Annotated in this window: 18 protein-coding genes; 8 read left to right on the plus strand and 10 right to left on the minus strand. The window is 49.6% G+C overall.

Annotated features, from left to right (window positions below):
• Nucleotides 1-6: 6 nt before the first annotated feature.
• Entirely contained in the window at nt 7-1,578 is a 1,572-nt protein-coding gene (locus AC1DWB_RS03035) for a methyl-accepting chemotaxis protein (protein ID WP_477539550.1), read from the minus strand.
• Nucleotides 1,579-1,942: 364 nt separating this feature from the next.
• Between AC1DWB_RS03035 and AC1DWB_RS03040 the strand changes: the two genes are divergently transcribed.
• The 4 genes from AC1DWB_RS03040 to AC1DWB_RS03055 all read left to right on the plus strand — a co-directional run bounded on the left by AC1DWB_RS03040 (nt 1,943) and on the right by AC1DWB_RS03055 (nt 4,106).
• Nucleotides 1,943-2,653: a response regulator transcription factor gene (locus AC1DWB_RS03040; protein ID WP_477539551.1), complete on the plus strand. Its 711-nt coding sequence runs from the start codon at nt 1,943-1,945 to the stop codon at nt 2,651-2,653.
• 123 nt (nt 2,654-2,776) lie between these two features.
• The gene (locus tag AC1DWB_RS03045; RefSeq protein ID WP_477539552.1) at nt 2,777-2,905 is read left to right on the plus strand and encodes a sporulation protein YjcZ; all 129 of its coding nucleotides are present in this window, start codon (nt 2,777-2,779) and stop codon (nt 2,903-2,905) included.
• Between the two features lie 214 nt (nt 2,906-3,119).
• Nucleotides 3,120-3,401 carry a WGxxGxxG family protein gene (locus AC1DWB_RS03050; protein ID WP_477539553.1) on the plus strand — a complete coding sequence of 94 codons (282 nt, stop codon included), beginning with the start codon at nt 3,120-3,122 and terminating at the stop codon, nt 3,399-3,401.
• Between the two features lie 186 nt (nt 3,402-3,587).
• Nucleotides 3,588-4,106, plus strand: a complete 519-nt coding sequence (locus tag AC1DWB_RS03055) for a DUF3231 family protein (RefSeq protein ID WP_477539639.1) — start codon at nt 3,588-3,590, stop codon at nt 4,104-4,106.
• Nucleotides 4,107-4,306: 200 nt separating this feature from the next.
• Here AC1DWB_RS03055 and AC1DWB_RS03060 read toward each other — a convergent pair whose 3' ends face one another.
• The 7 genes from AC1DWB_RS03060 to AC1DWB_RS03090 form a co-directional block, all read right to left on the minus strand.
• The gene (locus AC1DWB_RS03060; protein WP_477539554.1) at nt 4,307-4,672 is read right to left on the minus strand and encodes a hypothetical protein; all 366 of its coding nucleotides are present in this window, start codon (nt 4,670-4,672) and stop codon (nt 4,307-4,309) included.
• 342 nt (nt 4,673-5,014) lie between these two features.
• Nucleotides 5,015-5,824 (minus strand): hypothetical protein, encoded by an 810-nt coding sequence (locus AC1DWB_RS03065; RefSeq protein ID WP_477539555.1) that lies wholly within the window; start codon nt 5,822-5,824, stop codon nt 5,015-5,017.
• Nucleotides 5,805-6,374: an RNA polymerase sigma factor gene (locus AC1DWB_RS03070; RefSeq protein ID WP_477539556.1), complete on the minus strand. Its 570-nt coding sequence runs from the start codon at nt 6,372-6,374 to the stop codon at nt 5,805-5,807. Before AC1DWB_RS03070 ends, AC1DWB_RS03065 begins: the two co-directional genes overlap by 20 nt.
• 372 nt (nt 6,375-6,746) lie before the next feature.
• The gene (locus tag AC1DWB_RS03075) at nt 6,747-7,682 is read right to left on the minus strand and encodes an RluA family pseudouridine synthase (RefSeq protein ID WP_477539557.1); all 936 of its coding nucleotides are present in this window, start codon (nt 7,680-7,682) and stop codon (nt 6,747-6,749) included.
• 42 nt (nt 7,683-7,724) lie between these two features.
• The gene (locus AC1DWB_RS03080; protein ID WP_477539558.1) at nt 7,725-8,714 is read right to left on the minus strand and encodes a Gfo/Idh/MocA family protein; all 990 of its coding nucleotides are present in this window, start codon (nt 8,712-8,714) and stop codon (nt 7,725-7,727) included.
• A gap of 145 nt (nt 8,715-8,859) precedes the next feature.
• Complete coding sequence (locus AC1DWB_RS03085) at nt 8,860-9,210, minus strand: GIY-YIG nuclease family protein (protein WP_477539559.1); 351 nt, start codon at nt 9,208-9,210, stop codon at nt 8,860-8,862.
• 28 nt (nt 9,211-9,238) lie between these two features.
• On the minus strand, nt 9,239-9,994 hold the full coding sequence (locus tag AC1DWB_RS03090; protein WP_477539560.1) for a DUF2087 domain-containing protein: 756 nt from the start codon (nt 9,992-9,994) through the stop codon (nt 9,239-9,241).
• Between the two features lie 192 nt (nt 9,995-10,186).
• Between AC1DWB_RS03090 and AC1DWB_RS03095 the strand changes: the two genes are divergently transcribed.
• Nucleotides 10,187-11,419 carry a WD40/YVTN/BNR-like repeat-containing protein gene (locus tag AC1DWB_RS03095; RefSeq protein ID WP_477539561.1) on the plus strand — a complete coding sequence of 411 codons (1,233 nt, stop codon included), beginning with the start codon at nt 10,187-10,189 and terminating at the stop codon, nt 11,417-11,419.
• A gap of 134 nt (nt 11,420-11,553) precedes the next feature.
• Here the strand turns inward: AC1DWB_RS03095 and AC1DWB_RS03100 are convergent, their stop codons facing one another.
• Complete coding sequence (locus AC1DWB_RS03100) at nt 11,554-12,978, minus strand: N,N-dimethylformamidase beta subunit family domain-containing protein (protein WP_477539562.1); 1,425 nt, start codon at nt 12,976-12,978, stop codon at nt 11,554-11,556.
• Between the two features lie 189 nt (nt 12,979-13,167).
• On the opposite strand from AC1DWB_RS03100, the gene AC1DWB_RS03105 reads away from it, so the two are divergent.
• From AC1DWB_RS03105 to AC1DWB_RS03115, 3 genes are all read left to right on the plus strand, one after another.
• The gene (locus AC1DWB_RS03105) at nt 13,168-14,031 is read left to right on the plus strand and encodes an AraC family transcriptional regulator (protein WP_477539563.1); all 864 of its coding nucleotides are present in this window, start codon (nt 13,168-13,170) and stop codon (nt 14,029-14,031) included.
• Between the two features lie 96 nt (nt 14,032-14,127).
• Nucleotides 14,128-14,805 carry a helix-turn-helix domain-containing protein gene (locus tag AC1DWB_RS03110; protein ID WP_477539564.1) on the plus strand — a complete coding sequence of 226 codons (678 nt, stop codon included), beginning with the start codon at nt 14,128-14,130 and terminating at the stop codon, nt 14,803-14,805.
• 44 nt (nt 14,806-14,849) lie between these two features.
• Nucleotides 14,850-15,683 carry an IS3 family transposase gene (locus AC1DWB_RS03115; RefSeq protein ID WP_477539565.1) on the plus strand — a complete coding sequence of 278 codons (834 nt, stop codon included), beginning with the start codon at nt 14,850-14,852 and terminating at the stop codon, nt 15,681-15,683.
• Between the two features lie 74 nt (nt 15,684-15,757).
• Here AC1DWB_RS03115 and AC1DWB_RS03120 read toward each other — a convergent pair whose 3' ends face one another.
• Nucleotides 15,758-15,955: a YiaA/YiaB family inner membrane protein gene (locus AC1DWB_RS03120; protein ID WP_477539640.1), complete on the minus strand. Its 198-nt coding sequence runs from the start codon at nt 15,953-15,955 to the stop codon at nt 15,758-15,760.
• Nucleotides 15,956-16,006: the final 51 nt, after the last annotated feature.

A 16,006-nucleotide genomic window follows, 5' to 3' on the forward strand; every position in this document is an offset into this window, starting at 1 on the left:
GCCTTCTCATACTTTGAATTTGGCGACAGATTGGCTTAGTTCATCCGCTAATTTGGCTAGCGATTGGGAAGAGCTCGCGGTTTCCTCAGCAGAAGCGGCGGACTCCTCACTGACAGACGCGATCGTCTCGATGGACCGCAGTACCTCCTCCGACTGAGCGGACTGCTCTTCGCTTGCCGCCGCAATCTCACTCACTTGCCCAGCCGTATCGCCCACCATGCGAATGATGCTCTGGAACTGTTGCCCGGTGCGTTCCGATTGCTCGGCTGCCTCTGCAACCGCCTTGACGCTTAAGTCGGTATTCGTCTGCATGCCTTTGATAATGACGGCGATCTGCTTCGTCGCCTCGCTGCTGCGTTCAGCAAGCTTACGCACTTCATCCGCCACGACGGCGAAGCCTCTACCTTGCTCTCCGGCTCTCGCTGCTTCAATCGCGGCATTCAGCGCCAACAAATTCGTTTGATCGGCGATATCGTCAATGACTTGAATAATTTGTCCGATCTTCAGAGCATCTTGCTCTAGAAGAGACATCTGGTTGGACAATCGTCCCATGCCAGCAATAGAGGCTTGCACGGCTTCTCCCCCATTCTTGGCGCCTTGACGGGTTTGCTCTGACAGCTCCGAGACGGCTTCCGCATTCGCAGCTACAGAGCTGATCGCCCGGGACAGCTCACGGAACAGCTCGTTCACTTCCTGGGTAGCTTCCGCCTGATGGTAGTTACCCTTGGCAATCTCATCGGTCGTGGCTGATATTTCTTCCGCAGCGGCTGCTACACCTTGCGAGGAGCTGGCCGTCTGCGCTATCAGTGCGCGGAGACTCGTTATCATATCATTGAAGGCCACCGCCAACGTGCCCACTTCGTCCTTCGTCTTGACCGCCGCCTGCTCTCTCAGATCACCTGCTGCCGCCTTCACAACGACTCCAAGAATTGAATTCAACGAGGAAGACATGCGGAAGGACAGAACTAACGCAACGCTAACTCCGATCAATACCGCCAGGATGCCGAAGACGAAGATCAGGATCGATCCGGAGCGGTTGTCTTCTACCGCCAGATCGACTTCCTGCTTGGCGCCGTTCGTGTTGTACGCAATCCATTTGTCCATATCTTCCCACAATTCAATTCGCAGAGGCCTCATTTGCAAGATCGTATTATAGGCTTGTGTATTCTCGTTACTTATGGCCGATTGAATCACTTTATTCGACTGCTCCATGTATACGGTAATGTCTTGCTGGAATGCGTTGAACAGCTCTCTCTCTTCCGAAGAAGAGATCAAAGATTCATAATCTTTCATCAGCTTGTTTAGATTGTCTTTGTTTTGTGTAATCGTTTTCAGAACACTCTGAATGGCTTCCTTGTCCGTATCGAGAATAATTTGATGCAGCAAAACCCTGATCTCAGCTACATCATCCTTCATCTTTTCAATTTGCAAGATGCTCGGTAGCCAGTTTCCCTGAACCTTCACAGTTGCGCTCTGCAACTGACTCATCTTGACTAGTGCAATCGTGCCGACCGCAGCTAACAAGGCTAATATGATCAAAAAACTACTCAACAGCTTCAGACGAATTGTCATTCTCATCTCAAACACTCCCTTTGGCTTAGACCTACCCGTAGTATAGGGCTTAAGTTTTAGCAAAACTCTTCAATTTCTATGAAAAAAGAATGATTTTCACTCACACTTCATTAAAATGTGATAACGTTGAAGACGCGCGGTTTTTGTCGAAAATTGACTGTTCATGCGGCTTTCCTCTGTCGTTGTACAGCGCGATCATTTGGAACAAATATCAAACATGCTCACAATTAGCTTACATTTGTATCGCAGTAGTCTGTTATTCTACCTAGACGAACCCAAAATCGCCCTATATAATGAACATATAGTCGCAAATTGTTAGGAAAATATTAGGAAAATATGAGCTTTATACACAATTGAGGTGTCACTCGAAATGAAGATCCTAATAATTGAAGATGATAATATTTTCGGTGATATGTTAAGTATGTACTTGTCGGAAGAAGATTTTATCGTGAAAAGAGCGGCTACTGGAGAAGAAGGCCTGCAAGATTTCTTATCCTTCATGCCGGATACCATATTGCTGGATCTTCAATTACCTGATGCGGATGGGCTCCAGCTCTGTGCAGTGCTGCGTGAACAGACAGACGTGCCTATCATCATCATCTCGATGAATACGCGGGTAAGAGAGCGCATTCAAGCGCTGACTGTCGGGGCCGACGATTACTTGTGCAAGCCATTCAGCATGCAGGAACTGAAGGCTCGCATACTAGCTGCGAACCGTCGAACGTTATCAGCCCTGGCACTCCTTACCCCGATGACAGCTTCCGAGAGAGCGTTGGAAGCCGAGCAGCATCACGACCGTATTCGACTGGACTTGGAACGACGATCGATCTACATACTGAACGAGCTGGTGGAGACGACATTCTCTGAATTCGAGATCATGAAGCTGTTCTATCAGAACCCGGGTAAAGTATTCAGCCGCGATGTTCTCATCAACTCTATCCGCGGTATCGATTCTTACGTGAATGAACGGTCCATTGATGTACACGTGACGAATTTGCGCAAGAAAGTGGAAGTGAACCCGCGCAAGCCCTACTACATCCGGACAGTGTGGGGAATCGGCTACAAGTTTGTGTATACTTGACCGTGACATTGTCATTCCAGTGTATTTGTCACAATTGTGCATTTGAAGGGTACTGTTCGCCCATACACAATCGGTTCCCCCCTCATATCTTACCTTATCTTTATTAAAAGGAGGGGAAGACAAATGGGATTTGACGGTGGCGTTGGAGGAATAGGTGGCGTTGGATTTTCTTGCGGAGGATTTTCTAGCATCGGGATCATCCTTGTGCTCTTTATTTTGTTAGTCATAATATTGCGCGGTGTATTCATCTAATACGGCTCTTAGGACGCTAATTCCAATACATTGCCTTCTCGCTTTGGACTATCCCATGAAAAGTACTCCTCTTACTATTGGTCGGTTCTTTGAACCGACCGTTTTATCATGGGACAGACTTGTTGTGATACGGTACATACCAAGACATCATATAGGGATTTGGGATTAGTCAAAACAATCAGAATAGTTTATTCCAGGAAAGGGCATACCTATTATGAAAAAATATTACTTAGATGGAGGTAATGTGATGAAAAAAATATTGTCGCTATTCCTTATCATGGCTTGCTTGATGTTTGTACTCTCCCTTTCTGTCGCTGTTGCAGAAGGAACAAACCAAGGGACAGATACCAGGATGAATAATCCAGGCTCTACCATGAATACAAACAATTACAGAACAGCAGCTACAGACAACAATCGTAATAATTGGGGTTGGCTTGGATTAATCGGTCTAGCTGGGTTAGCTGGTTTAAGAAAACAAAACCGTGAGCGCACCTAGGTGTTAATGTTGTACTGGAATAAGGATTAACTATTCAATAAAAAAAATCTGCTACTGTGGCAGATTTTTTTTATTGAATAATAAGAGCATCGAGAAGGCGGCACCTAATTATTATCCTGGAATAATAATTGGTTCGATTAGTTAAACTAATGAGGTTCGTGCAAATAACTAAAGGAGATGACAATGATGGGTATTTTAAGTGGGAATGCAAAAGATGAACCAATGCACTATGGAGAAATTTCTAGTGTTTGGATGGCCTCAACAGCAGCAAAAGGTATTGTATCCTACTACCAAGCATATTTAAACCACGCTGGTGACAAAGACCTAAAAAAAGCACTTGACGATCTCATTGATCAGGCAAAGCTAGAAATAAAAGAATGCGATACATTACTAACTGATAACGGAATAGCTCCAGCACCAACGATGCCCGAAAGACCACCAGTTAAACTCGAAGACATCCCTGCCGGAGCAAGGTTTACTGATCCTGAAATTGTTGTTGCAATTTCTGCAGATACCTCTGTCGGACTCGTCACTTGCAGCCAAATAATGGGTCAGGCAGTTAGAGAGGATATTGGTGCTCTATTTGCTAAATACCATCTCACTAAAGCAGCATTTGGCCTTCGATTACTCCACATGAGCAAGGAAAAAGGATGGCTAGTTCCTCCTCCACTTCAAATACAGAGACCGGAATTGGTTGAAGCATAACAAAAGGCAAAAATGAATTTGACACGCTAAGTACCTCACTCCAGCTTAGCGTCTTTCCAATTGTGGGTGCATAAGTTCACACCGGTATGAACCATCATAATATATAATAGTGCCGGGACAATCACTCCCGGCATTTCGTTGTAGAACGGTGGAAAATCCACAAGACGTTTACTAACCCAATTTCTTTGCTGGTGAAGGGCTTACGTTATGAAATTCACAAACACAGGACTCCTCAAGAGTCCTTTTTTGGTCCAATTCCGCATCTTTACTTTGGCACGGATTCGGGGTTCCACGTAAACATGGTTCCGATCCTCCCCCGTGATATATGGCTTGATCACTTGGAAGAATGCCTGCTTCTGTGCCGGCGCAACCCCAAGCTCAATAATACCAGCGGGGCGATTCCGGCCATCCGCCTCCTGGACCGATGCTAACCAGCCGAACTCTGCTTTCTTCCAACCACTGATCGTCACTTCCGCATAAAACCAGTTGATAATCTTCTGCCAGTTGGGGCTCCGCTGCCCTGTGGAATACACAGACTTCTTTCGCTTACCCACGATCCCTTCCATTTGTCGTGCCACCATTTCAGCAAACAACTGCTCGCCGAAGGAGCTGTAAGACGGATATTGAGGCTGTCGATTCATTGTTGATTGAAGCAAAACGGCCGTTCCAAGTGAAAAAGGACCCCTACGCTTTACCCCACAAAGTGAAGACTAGCTCTGGAGATAACTCCGAGTACTTTGCGGGGACCCCATGTTGGATTGTATAAGGGATTTAGCGGTATGGAGGTTCAAGCCAAAACTCGTTGGGGTCCTCTTTTTCACTTTCACCCCTCTTGTCCACAGTGAATCGACAGCCTCAAATATGGTCTTACTGCTCACGCTCGACGACTCGTCCACGATTGTGGCGTTCTATCGGTTTACATACTTCTTGGCCAGCTTGACCAAATCGTCTTGCCCGGCTGCGCCTCTGAATTCCATCGAGATTACTTGAAGGTCTGGCGTTTTGTATTCGACCAGCAGCAAGTTCTCCATGCCGTCCCCCCTGAACATTGCAAGTGTGTCGTCCGTAACTTGGACGTTCGTCCAATCCGCCTCATGGAACGTCAAGGACATCGTCTTCTCCGGATTTTGCAGCGTCTCAGTCATCTGAGTGTCCAGATTTTGAGTCACCACGATGTTCCCTTGCTTCCACTTCCATATATCGTAAAACCCGCCCAGCCACCATTCCTCCGCAGACTTCACACGATACGATTCGGTGAGCGGAACTACGCCGAACGATTGCACAAGCGTAGCATCCCGATCACCCGGCCTTACCGGCTGGAACTTCATTCTGCTGCTCGCTTCCTTCTCTGGGATCACCTTCCAGACGTCTGCCGATGCTGACATGGCAGCCTCCAACTTCTGCTTATACGAAGTTTGCTGCTTGACCACAGGTGGAGCTGTGCTCTTGGTAAAATCACTGATGTAGATTTGAACACCGTTCCAAGTGGATTGGAACAAAGTGCTGGCACTAACGGATGCAGCAGCTATAAGCAGCAAAGCGCAAGCTACAATCCAGACCCGACTGACTTGGAGCTTCCCCCTGCTCGGGCTGTGCCGTCGATCGTGTGTGTGCAAAGCGTGTATGCGCTGCATCACCCGACCAGCTAAATCCACCTCCGGCAGTTGCATCTCCCTCATAGCGCCAATGAATCGGTTATCATTCGAATCGTTGTTCATACCGCATTCCCTCCTGGTGTTCATTCTTTTGTCTAAGCTTCGCCCTCAATCGCTCGAATCGCTTGCGCACCACTGCAGAACTGACTCCCAGGACACCCGCAATCTCTTCGAAGGACTGATCTTCCAGAACGCGCAACGCCAAAATCAACTTTCTCCGCAGCGATAAGTCCTCAAGCCATTGTAATTGCAACTCGCTTTGCTCAGAAAGGGACTGTATATGTTCCGTACTCTTCATGCTTGCTTCGTTGCGAAACAACGACATGAGAAGGTTCCATTTGTTCTTGCGCTTCAACAACGAGCGGCAATGATTGGCGGCAATCTTATACAGCCACGCCTGGAATAATTCATCAGAGTCATGACGATAGCTGGATAAATGACGGTATGCTTTGAAAAAAACTTCCTGCACCGCATCTTCCGCTTGCCGATTCCCAAGCATAAAGAAACAGAACTTGAACATTTTTTGCTGGAACTTCAGAATGATCGGTTCAAAAGCATCCCTGTTCCCACGATGGATCTGGTCGATCAGATTGTTCACGCCCTTTTCCTCCACTCCATACCCTCTCCTTTCTTTCTTAGTGAAATTCAAGTCCTCACCCATATAACTGCTGGGGACGGAGAAATGTGACCTGCGAACAAGGAAAACCCAGTCAGTCGCCGGGTCCTTGGTTGTTGAGTTCCGTCTGCGACCCATAGCGTTGTTTGATCACCTTATTTCTCTTGTTCCATCCCGATTTCAGCACTTTTCAGCCCGATAGAGTGATGAAATCACCTTATGAACCTTGCTCTAGTGGTAAAATAAGGAACCTCCGACAACCATATATACTTTGGTACGGTGAAGAACTTAACCTTTCTTATATGTTAAGAAAAAGCAAAAAAGGAGGGATTGATGCTCCCCTCCTTCTCTGCTTGCCTTAGTCGAAGCTTATTGTAGCGGATCGTCCTTGAATGGACGCAGGAACACTTTCGGGATCGCCGTCTCGAAGCGCAGCTCCTTGCCTGTCACCGGATGCTGGAAAGAGAGCACACGCGCATGAAGGCCTAGTCGGCCGATGGCCGCGCTCTTCGACCCATACTTCTTGTCCCCCACGATGGGGTGTCCGATATCTTCCATGTGTACACGGATCTGGTTCTTACGTCCAGTCTCCAGATTGACATCCAACAAGGAGAAGTTCCGATTGGACTGCTTCACCTTGTAGTGGGTCACCGCATGCTGTCCGTCGTTCGGATGCGGACTCGAATACATCTTCAGGGTCTTGCTCTCCTTCAACCAGGAGGAGATCGTCCCTTCCTGCTTCCGCACCGCACCTTCCACTAACGCGGTATATGTGCGTTCCTTCACACTGTCCTGCCAAGCGTTCTGCAGCAGCTGCTGCACCTTCTCGCTCTTCGCGAACATCATAACGCCCGATGTATCACGATCCAGACGGTGTACAACGAAGATACGCTGGTTCGGATGAGCCTTGCGGACGTGTGTCGTCAACTGCCGATAAGCGGTCAGCTCCTTCTCCTGATCCGAGGCAATCGACAGCAGCCCAGCATCCTTGTTCACGACGATCAGATGCTCATCCTCGTGTAGGATCGTCAGCCCGATCATCGGCGCTGCTGCGACGGCCGCTGCCTTGTCCGTAGTGATAGTCACGATCTGCCCCGGCTTCAACTCATAGTTGTAGACGGTCACAGCCTTGTCTCCCACGCGAACCTGGCCACGGGCCAGCATCGACTTCACGGCGTTGCGTCCATGGCCTGTAATCGTCTTCAGCAAATAGGTCAGCAGCTCGGACGGCTCCTTCACCGTGTACCGCCTGGGGGCGCTTGGCTGCGACTTCATGCGATCGGCGGGGTGTTGCCTCTTATTCATCCTGGTACTCGCCTCCATCTTCTTGAACCTGCCTGGATCTTATCAGCGCTTGTCCGCTGGGAATACAAGACCCATCTGTCTTCTCGCCTCATCCATGATGCCCATGGCGATCCGTGATTGCTCATGGGTGTTAATCGAAGTTTGTGTCCGGCCTTCCTTAATGGCATGAATGAATTCCTTCACCTCATACACCATCGTGTTGGCAGCCTGGGGACGGGTCAGCTCTTCAATTGAACCGTCACGGTAGCGAATCTCCACTTGTGTGGGCTGGCTGATCTTGTCGATCAGCATCGTTGCGTTCTCCCCCTGAATCTCCGACGGAACATACGAGCTAGTAACCTTGGAATACATCAGGACCGCATCCAACCCGTCTCCCCACTGTAACAAAATGCTGCCTTCCGCATCCGCCCCGGATTCCAGCATGACAGCATTCGCCTGAATGGTATCCGGCTTGCCGAAGAGCACGGCGACCGGGTAGACACAATAGACGCCCAAGTCCATCAGCGCTCCATTGGACATCTGCGGGTTGAAGGCGTTCAGCACCGTGCCCTGCTTATAAGCATCATAGCGCGAGGAATATTGGCAGTAGCTGCCGAAGTAACGGCGAATACGGCCTAGCTTCGGCAGTCCGTCTAATATCGCCTGGAAGCAAGGCATCATCGTCGTCTTCATCGCCTCCATGAACAGCACGCCGTTCCGTTCCGCAGCGGCAATCATCGCTTCCAGCTCCGCTGAATTCGATGCGATCGGCTTCTCGCACAATACGTGCTTGCCCTGATTCATGCAAGCGATCGCCTGCTCGGCATGCTGTGAGTTCGGGCTGGCGATATAGACAGCCTCGAACTGGTCGCTAGCGGCGAACTCGCCCAGATCAGAGAATGTGTGCGGAATGCCGCATCGAGTCGCGAACTCCTGCGCACGTTCGCTCGTCCGGGAGCAGACGCCCATAATTCTAACATCTCCGGCCTCTTTGGCCGCTTTCATGAAATCCTCTGTAATCCAGTTCGTTCCAATCACGCCGAATCGTATCATCGTCTCCCCATTTTCCTTTCCAGTATCGCCGTTTCTCCCTATTTTACAACATAGAGAACAATAGGCAAACTAATAGGGGCATAACTTTCGCACGACTTAGACGCCCATCAGGCGTATTTTCTCAAAAAGAAGCCCGAACACCAGCCTATGGCTGCTTGTTATACCCCCGCTCTCCGTACGACCCTAACTGCTCGATCCACTTCTGCTCCAGCTTCTTGAGCGCATCATCCACGTCGAAATATTCGGAATCCTGCTTCTTCAAGTGCTCCACAATGTCAATCGTGAATGCCGACTCCCCGAATTCCTTCCACTCCTTCTGAAGCTCCTTATTCATGTAGCTGCCCATATTCAGCGAGAAGGTAACGCCATTCAACGTTTTGAAATTCTTCGTGACGCCTATAAACACTTTGCCGTTCACGGTATTCGTGATGCGGAATACTCCCGCTTCGGTTTTAATCTCCATATATTCCTGTTGCAATTGTTTTCTTCGATTCATCTGTTTCCAACCCTTTCTTTTAATTCCCCTATGATTTGAGCCAATACTCGCTTCCGTTATCCTTACGATCCATAAATCCATATTCGATAAGAAATCTCCGGATCTTCACATGGTCGTGATAGACCTGCTTCAGAATGGCATTCACTTCTTTCTCCGTGTACGTACGATCGCTCTCGAACCGATTGGCAATTTCCCCGAGCACAACAAGCCGGTGCTTCTCTTGCAGCTCGAATGTGGCCAATTCCTCATCAGTGCCGTTGGGGAAATATTTGCGCAGAATCGACTCGATCTCATCCTCGGTTACATTGTAGCGTTCATCAACCATCTTCGCCTGCTTATGAATGTCCAGAAAGGCGGGTGCATGATCGTCCTTCTCCTTCAGCAGCTCCATGAGCGTTAGGAATATCTTAGACTGCCGCTCCTTCTCCTTCAGCACGAAGCGATGGTTGCGAATGGTCGATGCACTGCCGATGCCAAGCTCTTGTTGAACTTCCGCATCACTCTTGCCTTGGTAAAATAAACTAAGCAGGCTGCTCTGATGATCGGTCAGACCGGTCAGCTTCTTATCCAGCCCCGTCAAATACTCGAATACAGAGCCATGCGTTTGGCGAATATGAATGTTCATATACTTCTCAGCTTCGTAGAGCACACCATTCTCCGGATATATAATGCCTTTCTCCACTTGTTTCCCGCATAGCAAACAAATATATTCATTCGCCGCTTGATCGTAGCCGCGCTTCAATTGTTCCACCGACGCATTCCAAAACAACTTCGATCCTTTCATAAACAAACACATCCTATATTCGTTTATTGATTACTTAGACAGTATATTATATTGTTTGAATTTTTGTCAAAACTTTTACTTGTGCGTTATTATTTGGAATAAAATGGAGAACAAGTTGGCAACTTATGTGAGTTATAATACGTCAAATAAGGTATTAGTAAGAAGCCAACAACAGGAATGGAGGAATTCACTATGACTCGCTCGATCCAAGTTAGTTGTTTATTGGCTCTAAGTATCGTGTTCCTACTATTGGCCGGCTGTCGGAGCAGCGGCACTACAACAACTGCAGGAGCTACGATCAGTCCGCCACTCGAAACACCGGCATCCACCATACAACCGAGTGCGATACCATCATCTACTCCCGCACCTAGCCCTGGGACATCCCCGTCTAGTCCCGCTACGCCAACCGATAATACTACAGGCATGGTAACTGCCCTTCGCCTGGCCGATCCTTCGACCGGCTGGGCCGGAGGGACAGGCTGGATCTCCCGGACGGAAGATGGCGGCCGCACGTGGAAGAAGCAGTACCAAGGCACTGGGACGGTCCAACAGCTGTTCGCTCTGAACAGCCAGGATGCATGGGCCGTCATTAGCCCGGATGTCAGCAAGCCGTCCATCCGCCAGCTGTTCAGCACAAGCGATGGCGGGAAGAAGTGGTCCGTCGTCGGCCAAATGCCGAACGCCGGATTCCTCCACTTCGTGTCGGCCGACGAGGCGTTCAGCGCGAATGCTCGCACGACCGACAGAGGCAAGACATGGACGCTCATCTCGATACCCGACGAGTCGGTAGGCGATGCGTATTTCCATGACAGTGAGCATGGATGGGTCGTCACGCAAGGAAATGGCATGATCGTCGTGAAATCAACGACCGACGGTGGCCGAACATGGAATAAGGTCATGTCGAAGCAGACGGTTGCTCCACTGAATGGAGCGTTGATCCGCTCGGCCGGTAAGGATGATGCGTGGGTCGAGCTGATCGGAGAGTCCGGCATGAGCCAGACGTCTTACTCGCTGTTCCACACTACAGATGGCGGGAAGCAATGGCAGGCGGTGCTGGCTAACTCCTCGGCAGGCGGCGGTCCAGCTCCTGGTTTCCCGATTGATTACAATGAAGGGCCGAAGAATACCGGCTCCAAGCCTGGTCCTCTCTATGTCATTGATCCCAAGAGCGCCTATATGGGTGGAATGTGCCCGGCTTGCGACAAGCCCCATTCGCTCGGCATGACGACGGATGGCGGCAAAACGTGGATCAACGGCAAGCAGTCATTCGCCGGCAACGGGAATGCGCATTTGGCCTTCGCCGATGCCAAACGCGGCTGGTGGATCGTCACAGACATCACCGAGCCGTCGGTTATGTACACGACCGCCGATGGCGGTACAACATGGACGAAGGTACACACCTTCGACAAGCCGAAGTCCAATTAGTCATCACACGAACAGGGGAAGCCGATAGCTGGCTTCCCTTTTTTTGTGAACTTGCCATTGCCACCCGTCCCACGCACCTAACGAAAACAAGCCAACCGACTGATTCGGCTGGCTTGCTGAATGATGCGTTCGGACTACACCTTGCTGAGACACCGGGCGAGCAGGTTGCGCGTCATTTGCTGCACACGCCGGTCCGGCCCTTGCGTCCGGCCAATATCACCCATCGCCGGGACATGGCCCGGCGGACAGCTCAATCCTTCCGCCCACCAAATCGTGCCCGCATTGAACACCCAGTTACCGCGTGGCCCTGGATAAATAACAGCAGCATGCTTACCGTCGCCTTTATTGCGCACGCCGAAGCCTCGAACCGGATCTTCGGACTGCACACCGACCAGATCGCTGCAGGCGAGCACTTCCAGACCCTCAATCTCCTTGAACGGCATGCCGTGGAACTCCCAGCCGATCAGTCCGGGGATGCTATCGCCTGCCTGCATCCCAGTGCCCTCGAACACCCAATGGTCCGGCTTCGCCACAGTCCAGTCACCGTAACCCGGCCCGAAGCTGCTGGCGCCCATAAGCTCATGCTCGTCGCTGAAGTATCGGCCGCGTGCGAACGACCGGAACGGTTCACCCTCCTGCTTGGCATAAGGGATAATCTCGTGATATAACGCGTTGCCTGACAAGAAGAGCAGGCTGACCCCTGCATCTCGAGCCTTGGTCACGTTATCGTACATTTGCCGCGTCCAATACTCATCGTGCCCTACCGAGATGAACACTTCGCACGACTCAAGCAAACTCGGATCGTGATGGGTATCGAGATTGGAACAATACGTCACCTCGTAGCCTTCTGCCTCCAGCCAATATGCGAGTGGGAACTCCCACAACAGGAACTCGCCAGATCCGCACGATAATGGGGCGTCGACAATCTGACAGTACTTCGAGTATGGACGGTCGAAGCTAACCCTAACTTTATCGCCCTGATACCACATGTCCGGGGTACCGTCATCGTAGATCGAATTGTTGCCCGGCCATTTGTTGTAGGATTGCCACGTCAGGTCGCTTACTTGCACCAGAACCTGCGTCTTCCGCTGCTGTTTCACGACGAAGATGATATAGCTCTGTGCCCGAGGGGACGCGTCCTTAGTCAACTTGGCCAAGTAGACACCACTCGTCCAGTCTTGCGGAATTTGAAGCGTTACGCTGGGCTCCCAGTCACATTCGCGCAGTCGTTCCACCGTCTCCATCGGCATCGGCTGCCGCTCGCCCTCGATCGGACCCAGATGCAGCATATGCCGCCCGCCCAATCCTTCATAATAGCCCAGTCGATATATATCCACGTCGAACCGGGCGATCGGATTCACACTCACCATCAGATCGATGCTATCGCCAGGGTACACGCTGGCACGTGAAGCATAGCCTTCAATAACCGACGACCGAAGTCCTCGAATGATCGGGCTCGCTTGCATATTACCAGGATAATCGAATTGAAATTGGGTCAACTGCCAGTCTAATGTGCCAGGCAGCTTGTTCTCCGCTCCTGTCAGGCGCTCCATTGTCATTACTCCCTCCGATATTTGGAATATACAGTTCGAAACATTGGTAGTAAGCTTTACATAGTATCTTCGACATCGTCGGGCGACTTCCTTTTTTCCGAATCATGTCCTAGCTTTTTCTTTGAACTTCCCTATTCGCACATGTATTATAGATGTATATTCGGGACGTAAATGATCCAAGGAGGTGCCTTGACTTTGGCTGTTATTACCGATACTAAGATTAGCCCTCTTCCGATGCGTGTCATCGAACTCAAGGTCGAACGATCCAAATTAAAGCTCAAGGGCCTTACGGTTACAGCGTTTGGACATTTGCCTGGTCGAAGGTCTAGAAGGAAGAGCGCCTTGAACGAGTATTGGTCCTTTACTTATATCGTGCGAGGAAAAGGAAGCTATCAGATCGATGGCCAACCAGTGCAACCTGTGAGAACGGGCAGCCTGTTCTGGGAATGGCCAGGGACCGCCTTTCACTTTGGTCCGGATCTGGAAGAAGGCTGGGACGAATATTATGTTTGTTTCGAAGGGAGCCGCGTGAAGGAATGGTTGGACAGCGGACTATTCAATCCCAGCTCCGTCATGCAGATTGGCTCGGATAGCAAGTCGCTGCATTCCATCGAGACGATCGGCAGCTTGATGGACAGCGGGATTCCGGACAATGCCGACCGTGCTGCCTTGTTGGTGGAGTCTCTTGTATACGATTTTTCTTTCAAACATGCCAGCCGCTCCCCCTTCGGCCCTAGCCACAAGCCAGAAAATGTGCTCAAAATTCTGGACGACATCTCCACATTCATCTATCAACCTTGGGACGAGCAGCAAGTCTGGGAACGCAACCATATCTCCCGATCTTCCCTGCGACGGATTGTGCACCATAATACCGGATACCCGCTGAACGAATACGTCAACCGACTCAAGATTACCGAAGCGAAGAAGCTGCTAACATATACCACGCTGAAGATACGGGAAATATCCACGATGCTCGGGTACGAAGACCCTGCTTATTTCTCCAGACTGTTCCACAAATTCGTGGGCATATCGGCCGTCATGTTCCGCAATAGATCTTGAAGATATAGAAGGCTGCCGGATTATAATTTGATATGCTCCCCAAATAGTAGACAGGTGAAATAATAAAAGCCTGTTACTAAGAGGGGAGCATTTTTCATGTCTAGAGTTCAGTATCTCGCGGCTGAGAAACTTGCCATCATCCAAGAGATCGAATGCGGTAAGCTTGGCCTCATGGGCACTGCTTATAAACATGGGATTTCCAAAACAACTTTGGTGAAATGGCGACGCCGCTATGAAGTATACGGTATCGAAGGGTTAGAGGAGCAGACTTCCAAGCGCAGCTATTCCGCAGAACATAAACTCCAGGCGGTGTTGGATTATCTCAAAGGGGAACTATCCCAATATGATATTATCGACAAATACAAAATTGCGARCAGAACACAGCTTTCCGATTGGGTGAAGAAGTATAATTGTCATAGCAGCTTACAGACCTATAAAGGGAGAGCAAGAGCTATGACAAAGGGACGTTCGACAACATGGCAGGAACGGATGGAAATTGTTCAGCATTGCCTCATACATAACTTGGACTATGGGAAGACAGCGGAGCAGCATCAGGTCTCTTACCAACAAGTATACCTATGGGTGAGGAAGTACCAAGACAGCGGTCAAGATGGGCTACGGGATGGCCGCGGGCGTAAAAAGGCCGAAGAAAAGCTAACCGACGCTGACCGTCAAAAGCTTGCCATGAAGAAGATGGAAGCGGAAATTATGCGCCTAAGGGCAGAAAATGCATTCCTAAAAAAGTTAGAGGAACTAGAAAGAAGGCGACGTTAAGCCAAGTACGTCAGGAAAACATCTACCTTGCCATTCAAGCGGTATTGCAAGAAGAGCTAATTAGCATACAAATATTGTGTGAAATCGCAGAGATTCCGCGGTCAAGCTATTACAAATGGCTGAACCGCAAGCCTAGTGCACATGAGCTGGAAAACCGTTCACTAACAGAAGCGATGATCTCAATTCATGAGAAGGTAGGCGGCATCTATGGGTACCGTCGATTAACGCTCCACTTATGCAAAGAAACACAGCAACAGGTCAACCACAAACGCATTCAACGCCTCATGGCGCTACAGGGAATTCAGTCTGTGATCCGCCGCAGAAAGCGACATAAATATGTAGCGTCAAAGCCTCAGCACGTGGCTGAGAACCTGCTAACCCGCGAATTCTCTGCGACAAAGTCGAACGAGAAATGGGTAACAGATGTCACCGAGTTCAAATATGGTCATGGTCAAAAAGCGTATTTAAGCGCCATCTTAGACCTCCACGACAATACCATTGTGTCGTACGTTTTCGGGCATTCCAACAATAACAGTCTTGTGTTTCAAACTGTCAAAAAGGCAATGAAGGCAGCACCACGGAGCAAACCTATGCTACATAGTGACCGCGGTTTCCAGTACACTTCACTAAAATTCAAAAAGATCCTAAAGAAGGGGATGGTGCAAAGCATGTCTCGTGTGGGGAGATGCATCGACAACGGTCCCATGGAGTCCTTCTGGGGAACATTAAAATGCGAAAAGTACTATTTGAAGAAGTATAGTACGTTTGAAGAGCTTGAACGGGACATTAAGGCTTACATCCACTTCTACAATTACGAACGATTACAAGCGAAATTAAACGGCCTTAGTCCGATGGAATTCAGGACCAAGACCGCTTAACTGAGTTTTATTTTTTGCAGTGTCTACTTGACGGGGTGCAGTTCAATCCGGCAGCCTTCCTTTCTATACCAATATTACGCTTCTGCCGAAACCGGCGGATTGTGGATTTTATCTTCTTCGTTGTCGCGGATTACCTTTTGCAGCACCAGGCACGACACGATCAGAAAAGCTGCAGCAATCGCGTAGTACCCCTTGACGTAAAAGGGTTCTTCTAGCGTATAGAGCCCGACGTATTCAAAAAGAACGGCGAGGATAAAACCTCCCCAGGACATAAATGTGAACGCTGCCGTATTTCTACGCCGATGGTTCGGACTGTACTGCTG

This window comes from Paenibacillus sp. P4_E11 (assembly GCF_056401635.1).